This is a genomic window from Pelomonas sp. BJYL3 (genome assembly GCF_027257975.1).
GTDB classification, from domain to species: Bacteria; Pseudomonadota; Gammaproteobacteria; order Burkholderiales; family Burkholderiaceae_C; genus Roseateles_B; species Roseateles_B flavus.
In genome coordinates, this window is the sequence record NZ_JANZKX010000002.1 from 24925 (window position 1) to 45050 (window position 20126).

Genomic DNA, 20126 nt, shown 5'->3' on the forward strand with positions numbered 1-20126 from the left:
ATGGCCCTCCGCTTCGGCGCCCTGCTGCCCCAGAGTCTGGTGGCCCGGGTCTTCCTGCTGCACTCGGCGGCGATGCTGCTGTTCGTGGGCCTGGGCTTCGGCGGCTTCGCCTGGTACACGGCGCGCAGCAGCATGGACCAGGCCATCATCGAGGTGGACACCCTGGGCGCGGTGATCAGCCCGGCGGTGGGCGAGTCCGCGGTGATCGGCGACTACGACACCATCAAGCGCCAGCTGGAACGCGCCATCGACCACCCGGCGCTGGACCGGGCCCAGTTCATCGACATGAAGGGCGCCCTGATCGACGTGCGCCGCCAGGAACACCCGGGCCTGGGTGCCCCGCTCTGGCTGCTGCAGCGGGTCAACGCGGAGCTGGTGGATGCCAGCCTGCCCATCAGCGTGGGCGGCCGGGACTACGGCGTGCTGCGCCTGAGCTTCCACACCCGGCGCGTGGCGGGGGAGATCTGGCGCCAGGCCCTGCTGTCCCTGGCCCTGGGCCTCACCGCCCTCGCCAGCGGCGTGGTGCTGGTGTGGTTCCCGCTCAAGCGCTGGCTGGGCAATCTGGGCCGCATCCAGGCTTTCGGCCAGCAGCTGCAGACGCAGGGCGGCGCCCTCGCGAGCATGGCCGACGACGACGCCGCGCCGCTGGAATTCCGCCAGACCTTCGAGATCCTCAACAAGGCCGCGGTCTCGCTGCAGGCCGAGCGCGCGCAGGCGGCGGTGACGCTGTCCGCCATTGCCGACGGCATCGCGACCACCAATGCGCAGGGCGAGCTGGTGCTGGTCAATCCGGTGCTGGCCGACTGGCTGGGCAGCAGCCCCCAGGAGCTGCTGGGCCGCCCCCTGCAGTCCCTGGTCCCGTACCTCCATGACGAGAAGGAGGAGGGCGACGAGGCCGGCGGTCTCATGGTGCTGGCGCGGCCGCGGGGGGCACCCCTGATCGTCTCCGTCAGCCGCTCCTCGGTGCGGGCGGGCGACGGCCAGGTGGCCGGCTGGGTCTACGCCCTGCGCGACGTCAGCGAGCAGCAGCGCCTGGCCGCGCAGCTGCAGGAAGAGCTGGCTGCCCGCGCCGCCGCCATGCGTTCGATGCGCGAGCTGCTGGAGCAGCACCGCAGCCGCGGCAACCTCTCCCACCTGCTGCAGCTGCATGACGACGAGGCGCCGTCCGAGATCGAGCACCTCTCCCGTCTGGTGGCCGATCTCGTCCAGCAGCTCAGCGGCCAGTCCGCCCAGCTGGAGGCGATCTTCGCCCTGAGCCCGGACGCCTTCGTGGCCTTCGACGCCGACGGCACGGTGCACTACGCCAGCCCCGCCTTCGAGACGCTCACCGGCAGCGAGATCGCCGACATCCTCGGGCTGGACACCGCCGGGCTGTCACGCGCGCTGCAGGCGCGCTGCGTGGATTCGCAGGCCGCGCTGTCCATCGATCAGCTGGCCGGGCGCCGTCAGACCATCGAGCTGGCCCAGCCGCGCGACCGCGTGCTGGAGCTGGCCCTGCACCGCGGCAGCGGCAGTTCCATCCGCCAGGTGCTGCACATCCGCGACCTCAGCCACCAGGTCGCGCTGGACCGGCTCAAGAGCGAGTTCGTCACCACCGCCGCCCACGAGCTGCGCACGCCCATGACCAGCATCTACGGTTTCTCGGAGCTGCTGCTGATGCGCACGCCCTCGCCAGAGCGCCTGAAGGAAGTGCTGGGCCGCATCCACCGCCAGAGCGAGGCGATGATGCACATCCTCAACGAGCTGCTGGACCTCTCGCGCATGGAGGCGCGGCGCGGCAAGGACTTCCAGTTCGAGCAGCTGGCCCTGGCGCCGGTGCTGACCGAGCTGGTGCAGGACTTCCAGCCTGCGGACGGCCGCGAACCGCCGCGGCTGCAGCTCGCCGCGGACGTGGGCGGCGCGCAGGTCCGCATCGACCGCGCGAAGCTGCTGCAGGCCCTGCGCAATGTGCTGTCCAACGCCTACAAGTACTCGCCGGACGGCGGCGAGGTGCGGGTGACGCTCTCGCGCACCCTCCGCGAGGGGCGGCCGGCCCTGCTGGAGATCGCGGTGCAGGACCAGGGCATCGGCATGACGGCCGAGGAGCTGAGCCATGTCAGCGAGCGTTTCTACCGCGCGGACAAGTCCGGCGCCATTCCCGGCACCGGCCTGGGCATGGCCATCGTCAAGGAGATCGTCGATCTGATGGAGGGCAGCCTCTCGCTGAGCAGCGAGCCCGGCGTGGGCACCTGCGTGACGCTGGCGCTGCCGGAGCGCTCGCTCATCGCGTGAGCCAGGGCGGCCCCCCGGGGCACGCTCAGGACGAGGCGCCCCCGTGCATCATGGCCCGCCACTGCTGGCGCCAGCGCTTGAAGAGCTGCTTGAGCTGGCGCTTGAGCGCGCGGGCCTGGCGCCACAGCAAGGTGGCATGCAGCCAGTCCAGCACGCCCTGCTTCCAGGCGGTCCAGCGCCCGTAGAGCCGTGCGAACCAGGGCAGGGCCATCAGCGTGGGCTGGGTCAGGTGGAAGAGGCGGGCCAGCAGGGCCGTGCCGCCGAACTTGACCGAGAGGATCAGGAGCAGGCCCAGCAGGGCCCGGCCCGAGGCCATCAGCCAGACCGCCAGCAGCTTGACGGGGATGGCCAGCAGGAAGGGCAGCGCCAGCACCACCAGCGCCGGCTTGGGCGGCAGGGCCCGTATGCGGTCTTCCAGCCACTTCAGCGGCGGCCACTGGGCCAGCCAGGCCATGAAGCGCTGCAGGGGCACCCAGCCCCATTCCTCGAAGAGGATGACGAGGGCCATCAGCAGACGGCCCAGCCAGCGCAGCGGTGCGATCAGCAGCTTGAGCATGAGCCCATGATGCGCCGCAGGGCGCCCTCTGCCAAAAGCCATGCGCGCGAAACGGAGGTGGCACTCATGGCTTCAGGCGTCGAGACGACTCAGACGCCGCGCGCGCGATCCGCCGTGAAACGGGCGCGGAAGCCTTCGAAGTCGCCGGCATCCAGCGCGTCGCGCACTTCCTGCATCAGGTTCAGGTAGTAATGCAGGTTGTGGATGCTGGTGAGCATGGGGCCCAGCATCTCGCCGCAGCGGTCCAGGTGGTGCAGGTAGGCGCGGCTGAAGCCGCCGCTGACCGTGCCGTCGGCGTTCGTCACGCCCTTGCAGGTGTAGCAGCTGCAGGTCTCGTCCACCGGGCGTTCGTCGCTCTTGTAGCGGCTGTTGCGCAGGCGAAGGTCGCCGAAGCGGGTGAAGAGGTGGCCGTTGCGTGCATTGCGGGTGGGCATCACGCAATCGAACATGTCGATGCCCTGGCGCACGCCTTCCACGAGGTCCTCGGGCGTGCCCACGCCCATCAGGTAGCGCGGCTTGTTCGCGGGCAGCTGGTGGCCGGTGTGGTCCAGCACGCGCAGCATGTCGGCCTTGGGCTCGCCCACCGAGAGGCCGCCGATGGCATAGCCCGGCAGGTCCAGCGCCACGAGGCCGGCCAGGGAGTGGTCGCGCAGGTTCTCGTACATGCCGCCCTGCACGATGCCGAACAGCGCGTTGGGGTTCTGCAGGCGGCTGAACTCGTCCTGGCAGCGCTTGGCCCAGCGCAGGCTCATCTCCATGGATTTGCGCGCTTCCAGCTCGGTGGTGATGTGGCCCTTGGTCTCGTAGGGCGTGCATTCGTCGAACTGCATGACGATGTCGGAGTTCAGCACCGTCTGGATCTGCATGGAGATCTCGGGCGTGAGGAAGAGCTTGTCGCCGTTGACGGGCGAGGCGAACTTGACGCCTTCCTCGCTGATCTTGCGCATCTCCCCAAGGGACCAGACCTGGAAGCCGCCGGAGTCGGTGAGGATGGGCTTGTCCCAGCGTTCGAAGCGGTGCAGACCGCCGAACTGCTTCATGATGTCCAGGCCCGGGCGCATCCAGAGGTGGAAGGTGTTGCCCAGGATGATCTGGGCGCCCATCTCCTCCAGCGAACGCGGCATCACGCCCTTGACGGTGCCGTAGGTGCCCACGGGCATGAAGATGGGGGTCTGGACCACGCCATGGTTGAGCGTCATGCGGCCGCGGCGGGCGCGGCCCTCGGTCTTGAGGAGTTCGAACTTCAGCATGGCGCGATTGTCGCAGGGGTGGTCCGGGGCGCGGCAAGCGCGGCGCGGACCGGCATCACCCGCGAATGGACGGAGGTGACTTTCCACACCCTGCAGCCGCTCCTACACTGGGAGAAACAGGGAGACACCCGGCGGCGGCCTGCGGCTCGCGGCCCTCATGGCGGTGCGCGCTCATGCGTCTCTTCTCCCTGACTTCCCTCACTTTCCTGGCGGCCCTGGCGATGGCAATGCTTGCGGCCCTGCTGCCGGCCGGCGCGTCGGCGGCAACGCCCACAACGGCCTCGTCGACGCCCCCGCCGCCCTGCGGCCCCTTCACCCTGGCCTTCTACGAGCTGGGCCTGCTCTACCACCATGACGAGGCCGGCGGCTTCTCCGGCATCGACAAGGACGTGGTGCAAGCCCTGCAGGCGCGCAGCCAGTGTGAGTTCAGGACCCTGCTGGAATCGAGGGTGCGGATCTGGGACCGCATGGCGGCTGGCAGCCTGGATCTCAGCGTGTCGGGCATCCCCACACCGGAGCGCGAGCGCTTCGCCGACTTCGTGCCCTACTTCCAGACCCGCAACTTCGCCCTGATGCGCCGGGAGCTGGCCCAGCGCCTGCCCACGCCCGAAGCCTTCCTGGCGGACAAGGCGCGGCGGGCCGTCGTGGTCAAGGCCTTCCGGCATGGCCCGGGCTTTGACAGCTTCATCGGCCAGTTGCGAGAGCAGGGTCGCCTGCTCGAGGCGGCGGACTTCGACACCGTGCTGCGCCTCTTTCTGGCCCGCCGGGCGGACCTGATGCTGGCCCTGCCGACCTCCTGGAGCCCCATGCTGCAGAAGCCCTCGCTGATGAGCCAGCTGAGCGTACTGGACTGGGCGCCTCAGGACCGCGTCGTCCACGGCCTGATCATGTCGCGGGCCCGGCTGCCGGAAGCCGAACGCCAGCACCTGCGTCAGGCCCTGGAATCGCTGGTTGCCGACGGCACCATCGACGCCATCATCCGCCGCCACGTGGGCGAGCGCATGGCCCGGGAAATGCGCCTGGACCTGCCGCCGCCAGGTGCGGGTGTGCGCAAGGGCAAGGGCGGCGAGGCCGGTGGAGGGACAATGCCCTGATGCCCTTCAGCCTGGCCACCCCCGTCCACAGCGAACTGATCATCAAGAAGAGCCGCTTCCTCGGCTGCGTCGAGCCCTGTGCCGACCGCAGCCGCGCGCAGGCCCGCGTGGCCGAGCTGAAGCAGCAGCATCCCGGCGCCGCCCATGTCTGCTGGGCCCTGCTGGCCGGCGGCCAGTCCGCGGCCAATGACGACGGCGAGCCCGGCGGCACCGCCGGCCGCCCCATGCTGGACGTGCTGCGCCACCAGGACCTGGACGGCGTGCTGGCCACCGTGGTGCGCTATTTCGGCGGGGTCAAGCTGGGCGCGGGCGGCCTGGTGCGGGCCTACACCGACAGCATCGCCCAGGCCCTGCTGCAGGCGCAGAAGATCCCCCGCGTGCGCCAGACCCGGCTGCGCTGCACCCTGCCCTATGCGCTGGAGGGCCTGCTGCGCCGCGAGATCGAGCTGGCGCAGGCACAGCTGCTCGATGTGCAGCATGGCGCCATGGTCGAGATGAACCTGTCCCTGCCCGAGCCGCAGGCCGCCGCCTTCCAGGCCCGGCTCAACGAGGCCTGCCAGGGCCGCCTGGGCTGGCTGGCACCGGACGACGGCGCCTGAGCCCGGCCCGGGCGGCGCTCAGCCCTCGCGCCGCTCCAGCAGCATCGCGTCTCCGTAGCTGAAGAAGCGGTAGCCCTGGGCAATGGCGTGGCGGTAGAGTGCCATGATGTGCTCGTAGCCCGCGAAGGCCGAGACCAGCATCATCAGCGTGCTCTTGGGCAGGTGGAAGTTGGTGACCAGGCGGTCCACCACGCGGAACTGGAAGCCCGGCGTGATGAAGATGCTGGTCTCGCTGGCGCCCGCCTGCAGGCTCCCGCCGCGGGCCGCGGACTCCAGCGCGCGCAGCGTGGTCGTGCCCACCGCGACGACCTTGCCTCCTCGGATGCGCGTCCGGGCGATGGCCTCCACCGTGGACGCGGGCACCTCGAAGCACTCGCTGTGCATCTGGTGCTCGGCGATCTTCTCCACCCGCACCGGCTGGAAGGTGCCTGCGCCCACATGCAGGGTCACATGGGCCGTGTCGACGCCACGGGCGGCCAGCGCGGCCAGCACGCCTTCATCGAAGTGCAGGGCGGCCGTGGGGGCGGCCACCGCGCCGGGCTGACGGGCGAAGACGGTCTGGTAGCGGCGCACGTCGTCCGCGCTGTCCTCGTGGCTGATGTAGGGCGGCAGCGGCACATGGCCGTGCCGCTCCAGCAGCTCGAAGGGATCGCCCGAGAGGCGCAGGTGGAAGAGCCCGTTGTCGGGGCCGCAGCGGCCCAGCACCTCGGCGTCGAAGGCCTCGGCGAAGCGCACGACGGCGCCCGGCTTGGGGCTCTTGCTGGCCCGCATGTGGGCCCAGACCTCGCGCGTGCCGGGCAGCACGCGCTCGATGAGGGCCTCCACCGCGCCGCCGCTGGCCTTGGCGCCGTACAGGCGGGCCTTGATGACCTTGGTGTCGTTGAACACCAGCAGGTCGCCGGGGTTCAGCAGCCCGGGCAGTTCGCGGAACACGCGGTCCACCGGGGGCAGGCTGCGGCCGTCCAGCAGGCGCGAGGCGCTGCGCTCAGGCGCAGGATGCTGGGCGATGAGTTCAGGCGGGAGTTCGAAGTCGAAGTCGCTGACGCTGAATTCGCGCGCCGCGTCGAGGGGGGTGCTGCTCATGGGATTGAGGGCCGGACAGACCCGTGCCAAACAGGGAAGGCCCGGATTGTTCCATGTCCTGGGCACCCCAGGCTCGACCTGGGGGCTCAGGAAGCCCCCAGGATCTGTCTTACTTCAGCTGCACGCTGACCGAGTTGGTCGTGCACACCGTCTGGTTGCTGACGGGATCACGGACCTCGATGTAGCGCGTGTAGTTGCCGGCCCAGGAGGCCTGCGTGACGAAGGAGAAGGTGCTGGGCACCGGACCTGCCAGGGCATTGCTGGTGTCCGTCACACCGTTCTTGGTGCCGTACCAGTAGCCCTGGGCGCCCGAGGGCAGGTTCTGGCCGTTCACGAAGTAGGACACCGTCTGTCCCGCCGATGCCACCGTGGTGTTGGTGGACAGGCTGCAGGACGGCGGTGCGACCAGTTCCACCTCCACGGTGTTGGTGCTGCAAAGCGGTGCTCCGTCGGCGCTGCGGATCTCCATGCGGCGCGTGTAGTAGCCCTGGTCCACCGGACGGTTGGCGTAGCTGAAGGTCGACGGCACCGGACCAGCATCGGCGTTGCTCAGGTCCACGGCACCGTTCCTGGTGCCGTACCAGTAGCCCCGTGCCCCTGCAGGCAGGCGCTCGCCGGACACGGTGAACGAGAAGTAGTCCCCGCTCTTGATGCGGCTGCCACTCACGCTCAGCGAGCAGGCCAGCGGACGGATGCTCGCCGCCGCCTGCGGGCTGCCGGACCCGGCGTTGCTGATGGATTGACCGGAGGCATACGCCAGCACGCGGCTCTTCATCTGCGCCGGCGTGAGCGAGGGGTTCTCCTCCAGCATCTGCGCGACGATGCCCGTCACATGGGGCGCGGCGAAGGAGGTGCCCTCCGTGGCCTGGTACACCACATCGGTCATGCCGGCCGGCTTGGTGGGCAGGTTGGTCGAGGCGATCCCCACGCCAGGCGCGAACAGCGACACGCAGCGCCCGTAGACGGCCCGGTACTGGTTGCGGGACGAGCGACCATACAGGCTGGAGACATTGATGACCGGCGTCTGCTCAGACAGACGGCCCGGAGAGAACAGACAGGCGTCCTGATCCGTGTTGCCGCCCGCCACCACGATGTGGAGGCCACGGCCGACGGCACGGCGGATGGACTCCTCCATCGCCGCAGCGCCCGTGACATCCGGCGTGGTGGTCAGGCTCATGTTCACGACAGCAGGCCGCACGGCATTGGTCGACAGCCAGTCCACGGCCTTGGCGACGTCGTCCTCCGCGATGATCTCGCCGCTGTTGAGGTTGGAGCAATGGGCCACCTGCACGGCATGCAGCGTGACCCGCTTGGCGACGCCGTAAGTCCTGGAGCCCACGATACCCGCCACCTTGGTGCCATGTCCGTGGCAATCGCGGCCATCGCCATAGTTCTTGCTGGCCTCCGGCGTGCCCACGGGATCGGACAAGGGCGAATAGCTGCCGCCGACGCGCCCTTCGAACTCCGCCAGCGCGCCATAGATGCCGGTATCGACCACATAGACATGGACACCCGCCCCGGTGAACCGATAGCTGTAGCGCTGGTCCAGCGGCTGCGATGGGGGCTGATCCAGCGTATCCAGGTTCCACAGCGAATCGCTGGGCAGGGACTGGTCAGTGGCCAGCTGCAGCACATGATTCGGGCTCACGCACTTCACGCGTGAATCCTTGGCCAGGGTCTGGGCTTCGCCGGCCGTCAGGTTCTCGACCGAGAAACCTTGCAGGCCCTGCTCGAAGACATGCCTGAGCTTCAGGGCCGGCGGCAGCGATGCGCCTGCGGCCTGCGCCCGGAGCTGAGTACGCCGGGAGGCCAGCTCGTCCTTGATCCGCAGGGCCACTTGGGACGGTGCCCCGACATCGTTCAGCTGCACGATGTAGCCCAGGCTCTTGCCTGGATCGGCTGGCGCGGCAATGTACTTGCCGCCACCGTACGCAGCCCCGCACCCCTCGGCCCACGCGCCACCGGCGGCGAGCATGGCGACGGCGCCCATCAGCGCCGTCTGCATTGTCTTGTGATTCACGAATTCTCCCTGGATGTTGATGGATGACCGCTGGCCTGACACGTCAAGTCAGCGCGCGCAATGTACAGGAGACCTGTGACCTGGTGACCACCAGGAATCCGCTCCGGCTCGAGCCCGAAGCGCTGCCCCAGGGACCGCCATGTCCGTTGACCTGCATCAAGGCACCCTGCCGCACCTCGCGGGAACATGATTGCCAAGGAGTCCCGCACGATGAGCACCTTCCTCACCACCGACCAGCGCAGCCTGCTGGCCTCAGTCCTTCTGGAGCAACAAGCCCTTCTTGAGGCGGAGCTGAAGCTGCAGCTGGGCGGCGAGGACCGCGTCACCCATGCCCGCGAGCAGCTGCTGCAGGACACCGACGGCGAGACCGCCCACGAGGCGGACCGCGAGGTGGACCTGGCCCGCAGCGACGCCACGCTGCTGGCCCTGCGCCAGGTCGATGCGGCCCTGCAGCGCCTGCAGGAGCCGGACTTCGGCCACTGCGCGGACTGCGGCGCCGCCATCGCCTTCGAGCGCCTGCGCCTGAGCCCGCAGGTCACGCGCTGCATCGAGTGCCAGTCGGCCGCCGAGACCCGAGGCGGCGGCGCGCACCACGCCACGCTCTGAGCCCGCCCGGAATTCCCAACCCTTTCATCCACAGGAGCCCCGCATGAGCCTTTTCCACGCCGTCGTCTGGCTGGACCACCACAGCGCCAACATCCTGCAGTTCGACGCCGAGCATGTGCAGGCCGAGAAGGTCAAGGCGCACACGCACCACACCAAGCAGCACGGCAGCACGGTGCGCAGCGAGCATGAGTTCTTTGCCGACGTCTGCACCGCCCTCGCCGGCATCACGGAGATCCTGGTCGTGGGTTCGTCCACGGCGCAGAAGGACTTCAAGCACTACGTGGAGAAGCACCGCGCGGCGCTGCTGCCGTCCATCGTGGGCTATGAGTCGGTCGACCATCCCAGCGACAAGCAGCTGGTCGCCCTGGCCCGCCAGTACTTCCTGAAGCACGACCGCATGGCCGGCGTGCCGACGCCGACCTGAGCGGTCCGCGCCCGTCCCCCTCGAACGCCCTGGCCCGCCAGGGCGTTTGTCATGGCCGGGGGGCGGACAGCATCTCCATGCGCTGGCGCTGGCGCAGACGCATCTGCTCGCTGTCCAGGTCGCGCAGCTGCGCACGCAGGTGCTTGCGCTCGTCGTCGGTCGTGGCGTCGCGCAGCTTGCGCTCCAGGCGATCGATCTCGCTGGCATTGCGCTCGAGCTGCTCGCCCAGGGCGTGGATGCGCCTGCCGGTGTCATAGGCGCGCTCGAAGTCGTCGCCCTCCGGCTGGTCGCGGCACACCCCGCGGTAGAAGGTGCCCCGCAGGCCCAGCTGCCAGCCGTTGGCCGGGCGGCAGTAGCGGCGCAGGCCGTCGATCCAGCCCTCCTGCCAGCGCGTCTCGTCCGGCTGGATGCCGATCTTGCCGCAGGCCTTGGCATGGTCGTCGATGCGGTCGCGTGCCTGGCCGTCGCGGCCGTCCTGCATGCCCTGCTGGTACCAGTCCGCCCGCTGGCATTCGCTCTCGCTCATGCTGGCGCAGCCGCCCAGCGAGGCCGCCATGGCCGCGGCCAGGCTCCATCTCCACGCACGCTTGCTGATCATTCCCGGGCTCCTCGGTTCATTGTCAGTTCTGGCTCCAACGCATCTTCGCCGATTCCGGCCGACCGCCGCCCTCGGCACCCCCCGGTTTAGGCAGAATGCCGCCCATGTCCGCCACGCCCGAATCGTCCCCAGCACCGCAGGCTCCGCCGGCCGCCGCGGTGGCCAAGTCCGGCCCGAAGAAGGCCATGGAGAAGCTGGGCCTGAAGCGCGACATCGACCTGGCCCTGCACCTGCCCCTGCGCTACGAGGACGAGACCCGCCTCGTTCCGATTGCCCAAGCCGGCGAAGGCGAGACCGTGCAGTGCGAAGGCGTGGTGCGTGAATGCCGCGTGGAGCTGCGCGGCCGCCGCCAGCTCATCGTGCGGCTGATGGAAGACGGCGCGGACACCCGGGGCCGCGCGGCCGAGCTGACCCTGCGCTTCCTGCACTTCTACCCCTCGCACCAGAAGAGCCTGGCCGTGGGCACGCGCGTGCGCGTGCGCGGCGAGATCCGCGGCGGCTTCTTCGGCCGCGAGATGGTCCACCCCACCTTCCGGACGGTGGACGAGGACACCCCGCTCGCCACCTCACTCACGCCCGTCTACCCCACCAGCGCCGGCCTGCCCCAGGCCTATCTGCGCAAGGCCATCGCCGCGGCGATGAAACGGGCGCCGCTGGAGGAGGTCCTGCCCGCCGGCACCGTGCCCAGGCCCCTGCCCTCGCTGCGCGAGGCCCTGGACTACCTGCACCATCCGCCGCCCCTGGCCCGCCTGGGCAGCCTGGAAGACCACAGCCACCCGGCCTGGCAGCGCCTCAAGTTCGAGGAGCTGCTGGCTCAGCAGCTGAGCCAGATGAAGGCCCAGCGCGAGCGCGCCCGGCTGCGCGCGCCCATGCTGCCCACGCGCCCGGGCGGCCTGCAGGAGCAGCTGCTCGCCGCCCTGCCCTTTGCACTGACCGGGGCGCAGCGCCGGGTCTGCGAGGAGATCGCGCAAGACCTGGCACGCCCCCAGCCCATGCACCGCCTGCTGCAGGGCGACGTGGGCTCGGGCAAGACCGTGGTGGCGGCCATGTCCGCCGCCATCTGCATCGCCGCGGGCTGGCAGTGCGCGCTGATGGCGCCCACCGAGATCCTGGCCGAGCAGCACTTCCGCAAGCTGATCGGCTGGCTGGAGCCGCTGGGCATCCAAGTCGCCTGGCTGACGGGTTCCGTGAAGGGCAAGGCTCGCCAGAAGATGCTGGACGCGGTGGCCGACGGCAGCGCGCAGCTGGTGGTGGGCACGCACGCGGTGATCGAGGACAAGGTCCAGTTCCGCTTCCTGGGCCTGGCCATCGTGGACGAGCAGCACCGCTTCGGCGTGGCCCAGCGCCTGGCCCTGCGCAAGAAGCTGGAGTCCTCCAGCGGCGAGATGCCACCCGGCTATGGCGACCACGTGCCGCACCTGCCCGCCCAGCGCTCCGGCATCGAGCCGCACATGCTGATGATGAGCGCCACGCCCATCCCCCGCACCCTGGCCATGACCTATTTCGCGGACCTGGACGTCTCCACCATCGACGAACTCCCGCCCGGCCGCAGCCCCATCGTGACGCGCGTCTTCGCCGATGGCCGGCGCGACGAGGTCATCGCCAAGATCGCCGACGCCGTGGCCGAGGGGCGCCAGGTCTACTGGGTCTGCCCGCTGATCGAGGAGTCCGAGGCCCTGGACCTCAAGAACGCCACCGAGACCCACGCCGAGCTGAGCGCCGCCCTGCCCGAGCGCATGATCGGCCTACTGCACGGCCGCATGCCGCCGGCCGAGAAGGCCGCGGTGATGTCGCTGTTCGCCTCGGGCGAGATGCAGGTGCTGGTGGCCACCACCGTGATCGAGGTGGGCGTGGACGTGCCCAATGCCAGCCTCATGGTGATCGAGCATGCCGAGCGCTTCGGGCTCTCGCAGCTGCACCAGCTGCGCGGCCGCGTGGGGCGGGGCTCGGTGGCCAGCGTCTGCGTGCTGATCTACACGGGGCCGCTGTCCCAGACCGGCAAGGAGCGCCTGCGCGCCATGGCCGAGACGACCGACGGCTTCGAGATCGCGCGGCGCGACCTCGACATCCGCGGCCCCGGCGAGTTCATGGGCGCGCGCCAGAGCGGTGCCGAGCTGCTGCGCTTCGCCGACCTCCAGGAAGACGCGCCCCTGCTGCAGGCCGCGCGCCGCCTGGCGCCGCAGCTGCTGGATGCGCACCCGGCCGCCGCCGCGAAGCATGTGGACCGCTGGCTGGGCAGCAAGGCGGAGTTCCTCAAGGCCTGAGGCGCCGGCGGGCTGGCAAGACCTGACCCTCGGCGTGCCCTGCGCCTCAGCGGCAGCCTTCGCGGGAGGGGGTGCCGATCGGGTGGCCGTCGCTGAGCGTTTCCAGGAAGCACTGCAGGTCCCGCAGGTCCGAGGGACTCATGCGCGGCGTGGCGCTGCCGAAGGGCGCCTGCGTGTTGACGTTGCCGCGCAGTGCCTCGGGCAGGTCGTCAAAGCGCTGCACCACGCCGTTGACGGTGGGGTACCAGCGGGCCGGCTCGCTGTCCCGCGTGTTGTAGAAGTCCAGCACCTGCGCCAGCGAGGTGAAGCGGCCGTTGTGGAAGAAGACGGGCCGGCGCGCCACATTGCGCAGATTGGGCGTGCGGAAGGCGCCGCAGTAGGCCGGCACGTTCAGGTCCTGGCGCTGCGGCCCGCACAGGCCGAGGTCGAAATGGGCCGGGTCGCGGTTGGCCGGCAGGTCCGGATTGCGCGGCACGCCCAGGGTCGCATAGCCGAAGTTGGTGAAGCGCGGCTGCTGGCCTGAGTTGGTCACGATGTCATGGCAGCTCATGCAGTTGCCCTTGTCAGGATCGCGGAAGAGCTGCAGGCCACGCTGCTCGGGCGGGCTCAGCTGCTCCAGGCTCTGCAGCACCCGGTCGTACTTGCTGTCAAAGGGATGGAACTGGGCGCTCTCGCGCTGGAAGGCCGCCAGGGCCTGGGTGGCCTGCGTCAGCTTGAGTTCGTCGTCGGCCGTCTCGCCGAAGACCTGCACGAACAGCGGCGCATACGCGGCACGGCGCAGCTTGCCGGCGAGGACGGCGACGCTGCCGTTGTCCATCTCCAGCGGATTGAGAAAGGGCAGCCGGGCCTGGGCCTCGAGGCTGGCGGCACGCCCGTCGCTCATCAGGCCGCCCCGCAGGCTGGCCAGGCTGCCGTCGGCCCGGCTGAAGGCGGGCACGCCATCCAGGTAGCGCAGGGAGGGCGCGGCGCGCAGGCCGAACTCGGTCTCGAAGGCGCCGCCCACCTGCACGGCCTGCGCGTTGGAGGGCCCGTGGCTGAACGCCGGATCGTGGCAGGTGGCGCAGGACATGCGCCCCGAGCCGCTGAGGTTGCGGTCGTTGAAGAGGCGTTCGCCCAGCTGCACGCGGGCCTGGGCCTGGGCCGTGGCATCCGGCCCGGTGGAGCCACCACCGCCGCCACCGCCACCCCCGCCGCCACAGGCCACCAGGGCGCTGAAGGCCCCGATCGAGGCGGCACGCAGGACGAAGGACAGGGCAGGCGATGACATGGCGCGCATTGTGGTGCGTGCAGGCGTCCGATGGCGGAGTCCTAGGGAAATTACTCAGCGTCCCGTTGCACCGGGCCGCGTCCAATGCGCGAAACATGGTCTGCACGCGCCGGCGTGGCCGAACATACGACCGGATTCGCAGGACCGAACCCGCACGACTGAGCGAGAGGATCCCATGGCACGACAAGAACAGCGCCGCCGCCTGCTCCTGGGCGCCGGCATGGCCGGCCTGCTGCAAGCCTGCGGTGGCGGGGGCGGATCGCCCAGCCCCTCGCCGGCCCCAACGCCCACGCCCACGCCCACGCCCACGCCCACGCCCACGCCGACTCCAACGCCGACTCCAACGCCCACGCCGACACCGACACCAACGCCGACGCCCACCAGCGATCCCGCCTGGGCCTTCTACGGCGGCAATGCCCAGCACACGGCTCAGGCGCGCGTCGCCACGCAGGCGCTGCAGCGCGTGCTCTGGACCCTGCCCGTGGACCGCCAGCCGCCCTACCGCGCCGGGGGCTTCCTGCTGATCCACTACGGCACGCCGGTGATCAGCGCCGCCAACACCGTGATGGTTCCTGTCAAGACCAGCACCGCCGGCGACTTCATCGTCGATGCGCGCAAGGGCAGCGATGGCAGCCCGCTTTGGACGCTGAGCACCGACTACCTCCTGCCGGCCAGCAGCTGGACACCGGCCTTCAACATCGCCCTGGACCGACAGGGCCGGCTGTACGTCCCGGCCAAGGGCGGGCGGCTGCTGCAGCGGGACCAGGTGGACCAGGCCAGCGGCACCGTGCGGACGCTGGTCTTCTACGGCAGCGCCAACTATGACGGCGCCCCGGCCAGCTTCGACAACACCGTGCTGATCAACACGCCGCTGACCGTGGGGCCGGATGGGGCCGTCTACTTCGGCTTCATCGCGCGCGCCGGGGCCCCGCTGGGCCTGCGCGGCGGCATTGCACGCATCGCGGCCGATGGCTCGGGAAGCTGGAAGTCCGTGGCTGAGCTGTCGGGCGATCCCCTGGTCGTGCAGCCCGCGATGAACGCGGCGCCCGCGCTGTCAGCCGACGGCCGGACGCTCTATGTGGCGGCCAACACCGATCCTGCCCTGGGCAGCCAGACGGGCTGGCTGCTCGCACTGGACGCCGCCACGCTGGCTCTGAAGGCTCGCCAGGCCCTGCTCAATCCGGCCAACGGTCAGCCGGCGCGCGTGAGTGACAGCAGCACCGCCTCGCCCACCATCGGCCCCGATGGCGATGTCTTCTACGGCGTGCTGGAGACCGCCCGCCAGGACCACAACGGCCGCGGGTGGCTGCTGCATTTCGACGCCACGCTCACGCAGCGCAAGACACCCGGCTCCTTCGGCTGGGACGACACCCCGTCCATCGTGCCAGCCACGGCGGTGCCGGGCTATGCGGGCGCCTCGTCCTATCTGCTGCTCGTGAAGTACAACAACTACTACGGCATCGGCAGCGGTGACGGCCAGAACTGCATGGCGCTGCTGGACCCGCTGACCACGCAGCCCGATCCAGTCTCACCCGCGGTGAACGTGCTTCAGGAGGTGATGACAATCGTGGGGCCCACCGCAGACCCCGAGACGCCCGGGGGCGTGCGCGAATGGTGCGTGAACTCCGCGGCGGTGGATGTGGCCGGCCACGCCGCGCTCGTCAACTGCGAGGACGGCTTCCTCTACCGCTGGGACTTCCGCAGCAACACCTTCAGCGAGTCGGTGCGGATGAACGCCGGCGTGGGCCAGGCCTACACGCCCACCCTCGTGGGGCCGGACGGGCGGGTGTACTCCATCAACAACGCGCAGCTGCACGCCATCGGTCGCTGATGGAGCGGGGCGGGACCGCCCGCCGGCCTCAGCGCACGCGCTGCACCCAGTAGACCAGCACCTCCTGCTGCGGCTCGATGTCAGAGGCGCTGTAGTAGTAGGTCGGCTGGCCGTTGATGGCGTAGACCGTGCTCATGCCAGAGATCACCCGCCCGAAGACGGTGTAGCCGGGCTTGCTGGCGCTTTCATAGTCCAGGGTCCGGCTGTTGTCGACCACGTTGATGAAGAACTGCGAGGTCGCACTGTTGGGATCGCTGCGGCGCGCCATGGCCACCGTGCCCACCAGATTGCTCAGGCCGTTGTTGGACTCGGACACGATGGGCGAGTAGGTCGGGGACTTCACCCGCATGCCGCTCGTGTAGCCGCCGCCCTGGACGACGAAGTCGCGGTCCACATGGTGGAACAGGGTGTTGCTGTAGAAGCCGTCCGAGACGTAGCGCAGGAAGTTGTTGACCGTGACCGGTGCGTAGCCCGGGTAGAGCTCGATCACCATCTCGCCGCTGCTGGTGAGCATGCAGACGGTGGGATAGCTGCTCGCCGCCGCCGCGGCCAGGCCGGTGCTGCTGCAGCTCATGGTGGGCGGATAGGGCTGGGGATTGGGCCGCGGATAGGGGCCGCCGCCATTGCCGCCACCGCTGTGGTACTCCGCGCCGCCGCCGCAGGCGCTCAGGATCAGGGCAGCGGCCGCCACGGCGGTGCGCAGGATCAGGGTGCTCATCGGTTTGTCCTCCTGGTTGGAAGGCTCAACGCGGCAGGGCGCGCGCCCGATGACCGCCGTCCGCCGCTGCTCGCACACCTGTCAGCTCTGCCAGCAAGGCTTCTTGACAGGCCCTCGCTACACTGCGCCGCGCGCCGGCTCTGCCGGCGGCGCACTTTGCAGCCACACCTGGCATCCAGCGGCCGACCCTCTGCGGCGGTCGCCCCTACCCTTTTTCGCCCCATGAACAAGACGTTTCTTCGCCGCTCCCTGCTGATCGGCTCCGTGGTGATCACGGCCGGCCTTGCCGCCTGCGGCGGCGGCGGCGGCGGTAACAGTGTCTTCAACGACACCTCCGGCTCCTCCGCCATCACCACCCTGCAAAGCACCGACACCGTGGTGGGCACCGGGCTCGTCGCCACCACCGGCAAGAAGGTGACCGTGCACTACACGGGCTGGCTCTACGACGTCAAGGCGGCCGGCACCAAGGGCAGCAAGATCGACAGCTCCCTGGACCGTGGCCAGCCCTTCACCTTCCCGCTGGGCGCGGGCGAGGTCATCGCCGGCTGGGACCAGGGCGTGCCGGGCATGAAGATGGGTGGCAAGCGCACCCTGGTCATCCCCGCCAGCCTGGCCTACGGCAGCGCGGGCAGCCGCAACGGCGTGGTCCCGCCGAATGCGGCGCTGGTGTTCGAGGTGGAGATGCTGGGCGTCCAGTGACGCCCGGCGCTCGAGGCCTGGCTCAGGCCTCGATGTTGTCGATCAGCCGGGTGCTGCCCAGCCGGGCGGCGGCCAGGGCCACCAGGGGCTGGCCGTCCTCGGGCGTGCCCAGGTCGTGCTGGCGGCGCAGCACCACGTAGTCTGGCTGCCAGCCCGCCTCGCGCAGGGTCTGCAGCGCCTCGGCCTCCATGGCCGGGAGGTCCCGCTCGCCGGCCTGCCAGCGGGCGATCAGGGCCTTCAGGGTGCGGGACAGCAGCAGGGCGTCGGCCTTCTGTGCCTCGCTGAGGTAGCCGTTGCGCGAGGACAGGGCCAGGCCGGCCTCGTTGCGGCAGGTCTCGCCACCCAGGATGCGGATGGGCAGGGCCATCTGCTGCACCATGCGGCGGATCACCATCAGCTGCTGGTAGTCCTTCTTGCCGAAGACGGCCACCTGCGGCTGCACGATGTTGAAGAGCTTGGCCACCACCGTGCTCACGCCGGTGAAGAAGCCGGGCCGGAAATGGCCCTCGAGGATGTCCGCCAGCTCGGTGGGCGGCTGGACCTTGTAGCCCTGGGGCTCGGGATAGAGCTCCTTCTCGGAGGGCGCGAAGACGAGGTCGCAGCCCACGCCGGCCAGGAGTTCGCAGTCGCGCTCCAGGGTGCGGGGGTACTGGTCGAAATCCTCGTGCGGTGCGAACTGCAGCCGGTTCACGAAGATGCTGGCCACCACCACGCCCTGCGGCCCCACGGCCTCGCGGGCCTGGCGCACCAGGGACAGATGCCCCTCGTGCAGATTGCCCATGGTGGGCACGAAGGCGACGGGGCCGCGGCCCTGCAGGGCGGCCCGCAGGCCGGCGATGTCGTGGTGGATCTGCATGATGGGAAGCGTACTCGGGTCAGGCACCGGTTCAGAAACCGTGCACGGCGTCTTCCGGGAAGGTCCGGGCCTTCACTTCGGCGACGTAGCGCTGCACGGCCTCCTGCACCGAGGCGGCGCCCTGCATGAAGTTCTTGACGAAGCGGGGCTTGCGACCCGGCGTGATGTTGAGCATGTCGTGCAGCACCAGCACCTGGCCCGAGCAGCCCACGCCGGCACCGATGCCGATCACGGGGATGGGCAGGCTCTGGGTGAGCTCGGCGGCCAGGGCCGCGGGCACCATCTCCAGCACCAGCATCTGCGCGCCGGCCTCGACCAGCTCCTGCGCATGCGCGCGCAGGCGGGCGGCCGAGGCCTCGTCCCGGCCCTGCACCTTGAAGCCGCCCAGGGCGGTGACGGTCTGCGGGGTGAAGCCCAGATGGGCGCAGACGGGAATGCCGCGCTCGACCAGGTAGCGCACCGCCGGGGCCGTCCAGCCGCCGCCTTCCAGCTTCACCATGTGGGCGCCCGCCTTCACGAGCGCCGCGGCGCTGTGCCAGGTCTCGGCCAGGGTGCCCTGGTAGCTGCCGAAGGGCAGGTCACCGACGATGAAGGCCGTGCGGCGGCCGCGGGCGACGCAGCGCGTGTGATAGACCATCTCCTCCAGCTCGACCGGGGCGGTGGTGGGCTGGCCCTGCAGCACATTGCCCAGGGAGTCCCCCACCAGCACCACGTCCACGCCGGCCTCATCCTGCAGATGGGCGAAAGCGGCGTCATAGCAGGTCAGCATGGCGATCTTCTCGCCGCTGGCGTGCATGTCCAGCAGGCGCTGCAGACTGACGGGTTTGCGCTCGGTCGTCATGGCGTGAAGCCCTCACGGTTGATCACGGTTGAAAAAGCTGCGGCAGTGTAGCGGGGCGCTGCGGGTTTGCACCGAGCCCGGCAGAATGTAGGGCTCATACCCTAAGGCCTTCAGGAGATCGATAGCATGACCCTCACCGAGCTCCGCTACATCGTCGCCGTGGCCCGGGAACGCCATTTCGGCCGCGCGGCCGAAGCCTGCTTCGTGTCCCAGCCCACGCTCTCGGTGGCGATCAAGAAGCTCGAGGAGGAACTGGACGTCAAGATCTTCGAGCGCGGCGCCAGCGAGGTGACGGTCACGCCGCTGGGCGAGGACATCGTCCGGCAGGCGCAGTCGGTGATCGAGCAGGCCAGCGCCATCAAGGAGATCGCCAAGCGCGGCAAGGACCCGCTGGCCGGCGCGCTGCGCCTGGGCCTGATCTACACCATCGGCCCCTACCTGCTGCCCGAGCTGGTGCGCCACACCATCGAGCACTACCCGCAGATGCCCCTGATGCTGCAGGAGAACTTCACGGTGAAGCTGCTGGAGATGCTGCGCACCGGCGAGCTGGACTGCGCCATCATGGCCGAGCCCTTCCCCGACACCGGCCTGGCCCTGGCCCCGCTCTATGACGAGCCCTTCGTCATCGCCATGCCCGCCAGCCACCCGCTGGCGCAGCGCGAGTCCATCAGCGCCGAGGAGCTCAAGGCCGAGACCATGCTGCTGCTGGGCACCGGCCACTGCTTCCGCGACCACGTGCTGGAGGTCTGCCCCGAGTTCGCCCGCTTCTCCAGTGACGCCGAGGGCATCCGCAAGAGCTTCGAGGGCAGCTCCTTGGAGACCATCAAGCACATGGTGGCCTCAGGCATGGGCATCACCGTCGTACCCCTGCTGAGCGTGCCCAAGGAGCCCAGCCCGCACCTGCGCTACGTCCCCTTCAGTGCCCCGGTGCCCAGCCGGCGCGTGGTGCTGGCCTGGCGCCGCACCTTCACCCGCTACGAGGCCATCGCCGCGCTGCGCAACGCGGTCTACGCCTGCCCGCTGGAGGGCGTGGCGCGGCTGTCCTGAGCCTGGCCCTGAACAGGGCGGCCGGCGCAAGAAGCGGGTCGCCGTCGGCCGGGCCGCTGGCCAGAATGGGCCCATCGCCTGCTAGCCCCCCAATGCCATGGA

The 20126-nt window shown here is 70.0% G+C and carries 18 protein-coding genes; 9 read left to right on the top strand and 9 right to left on the bottom strand.

The features are described 5' to 3' along the window. Complete coding sequence (locus O9Y01_RS05765; RefSeq protein WP_269630582.1) at positions 1-2271, top strand: PAS domain-containing sensor histidine kinase; 2271 nt, start codon at positions 1-3, stop codon at positions 2269-2271. A gap of 25 nt (positions 2272-2296) precedes the next feature. Here O9Y01_RS05765 and O9Y01_RS05770 read toward each other — a convergent pair whose 3' ends face one another. After that, positions 2297-2827: a hypothetical protein gene (locus O9Y01_RS05770; RefSeq protein WP_269630583.1), complete on the bottom strand. Its 531-nt coding sequence runs from the start codon at positions 2825-2827 to the stop codon at positions 2297-2299. Between the two features lie 89 nt (positions 2828-2916). Then, positions 2917-4077 (bottom strand): tRNA guanosine(34) transglycosylase Tgt, encoded by a 1161-nt coding sequence (gene tgt, locus O9Y01_RS05775; protein WP_269630584.1) that lies wholly within the window; start codon positions 4075-4077, stop codon positions 2917-2919. A gap of 221 nt (positions 4078-4298) precedes the next feature. On the opposite strand from tgt, the gene O9Y01_RS05780 reads away from it, so the two are divergent. Continuing rightward, positions 4299-5171 (top strand): substrate-binding periplasmic protein, encoded by an 873-nt coding sequence (locus O9Y01_RS05780; protein ID WP_269630585.1) that lies wholly within the window; start codon positions 4299-4301, stop codon positions 5169-5171. Next, the gene (locus O9Y01_RS05785) at positions 5171-5770 is read left to right on the top strand and encodes an IMPACT family protein (protein ID WP_269630586.1); all 600 of its coding nucleotides are present in this window, start codon (positions 5171-5173) and stop codon (positions 5768-5770) included. Before O9Y01_RS05780 ends, O9Y01_RS05785 begins: the two co-directional genes overlap by 1 nt. A gap of 18 nt (positions 5771-5788) precedes the next feature. On the opposite strand, the gene queA is transcribed toward O9Y01_RS05785, so the two are convergent. After that, positions 5789-6853, bottom strand: coding sequence for a tRNA preQ1(34) S-adenosylmethionine ribosyltransferase-isomerase QueA (gene queA, locus O9Y01_RS05790; RefSeq protein WP_269630587.1), 1065 nt, complete (start codon positions 6851-6853; stop codon positions 5789-5791). Between the two features lie 109 nt (positions 6854-6962). Continuing rightward, positions 6963-8873 (bottom strand): S8 family peptidase, encoded by a 1911-nt coding sequence (locus O9Y01_RS05795; RefSeq protein ID WP_269630588.1) that lies wholly within the window; start codon positions 8871-8873, stop codon positions 6963-6965. A 210-nt stretch (positions 8874-9083) separates the two neighbouring features. On the opposite strand from O9Y01_RS05795, the gene O9Y01_RS05800 reads away from it, so the two are divergent. Next, a complete protein-coding gene (locus O9Y01_RS05800; protein WP_269630589.1) occupies positions 9084-9479 on the top strand; it encodes a TraR/DksA family transcriptional regulator in 396 nt (131 codons plus the stop codon). A gap of 43 nt (positions 9480-9522) precedes the next feature. Continuing rightward, the gene (locus O9Y01_RS05805; protein WP_269630590.1) at positions 9523-9903 is read left to right on the top strand and encodes a hypothetical protein; all 381 of its coding nucleotides are present in this window, start codon (positions 9523-9525) and stop codon (positions 9901-9903) included. Between the two features lie 49 nt (positions 9904-9952). On the opposite strand, the gene O9Y01_RS05810 is transcribed toward O9Y01_RS05805, so the two are convergent. Continuing rightward, the gene (locus O9Y01_RS05810) at positions 9953-10501 is read right to left on the bottom strand and encodes a DUF2799 domain-containing protein (RefSeq protein WP_269630591.1); all 549 of its coding nucleotides are present in this window, start codon (positions 10499-10501) and stop codon (positions 9953-9955) included. Positions 10502-10605: 104 nt separating this feature from the next. On the opposite strand from O9Y01_RS05810, the gene recG reads away from it, so the two are divergent. Next, complete coding sequence (gene recG / locus O9Y01_RS05815; RefSeq protein ID WP_269630592.1) at positions 10606-12765, top strand: ATP-dependent DNA helicase RecG; 2160 nt, start codon at positions 10606-10608, stop codon at positions 12763-12765. 46 nt (positions 12766-12811) lie between these two features. On the opposite strand, the gene O9Y01_RS05820 is transcribed toward recG, so the two are convergent. After that, positions 12812-14032, bottom strand: coding sequence for a cytochrome-c peroxidase (locus O9Y01_RS05820; protein WP_269630593.1), 1221 nt, complete (start codon positions 14030-14032; stop codon positions 12812-12814). Positions 14033-14207: 175 nt separating this feature from the next. On the opposite strand from O9Y01_RS05820, the gene O9Y01_RS05825 reads away from it, so the two are divergent. After that, on the top strand, positions 14208-15863 hold the full coding sequence (locus O9Y01_RS05825) for a hypothetical protein (RefSeq protein ID WP_269630594.1): 1656 nt from the start codon (positions 14208-14210) through the stop codon (positions 15861-15863). Between the two features lie 28 nt (positions 15864-15891). Here the strand turns inward: O9Y01_RS05825 and O9Y01_RS05830 are convergent, their stop codons facing one another. Beyond that, a complete protein-coding gene (locus O9Y01_RS05830) occupies positions 15892-16437 on the bottom strand; it encodes a peptidylprolyl isomerase (protein WP_430765612.1) in 546 nt (181 codons plus the stop codon). A gap of 492 nt (positions 16438-16929) precedes the next feature. On the opposite strand from O9Y01_RS05830, the gene O9Y01_RS05835 reads away from it, so the two are divergent. Further along, positions 16930-17280 (top strand): FKBP-type peptidyl-prolyl cis-trans isomerase, encoded by a 351-nt coding sequence (locus tag O9Y01_RS05835; RefSeq protein WP_269631373.1) that lies wholly within the window; start codon positions 16930-16932, stop codon positions 17278-17280. 22 nt (positions 17281-17302) lie between these two features. Here the strand turns inward: O9Y01_RS05835 and panC are convergent, their stop codons facing one another. After that, entirely contained in the window at positions 17303-18136 is an 834-nt protein-coding gene (panC, locus tag O9Y01_RS05840; protein ID WP_269630596.1) for a pantoate--beta-alanine ligase, read from the bottom strand. Between the two features lie 31 nt (positions 18137-18167). Next, the gene (gene panB / locus O9Y01_RS05845) at positions 18168-18977 is read right to left on the bottom strand and encodes a 3-methyl-2-oxobutanoate hydroxymethyltransferase (RefSeq protein ID WP_269630597.1); all 810 of its coding nucleotides are present in this window, start codon (positions 18975-18977) and stop codon (positions 18168-18170) included. 126 nt (positions 18978-19103) lie between these two features. Between panB and O9Y01_RS05850 the strand changes: the two genes are divergently transcribed. Next, positions 19104-20024 (top strand): LysR substrate-binding domain-containing protein, encoded by a 921-nt coding sequence (locus O9Y01_RS05850; protein ID WP_269630598.1) that lies wholly within the window; start codon positions 19104-19106, stop codon positions 20022-20024. Positions 20025-20126: the final 102 nt, after the last annotated feature.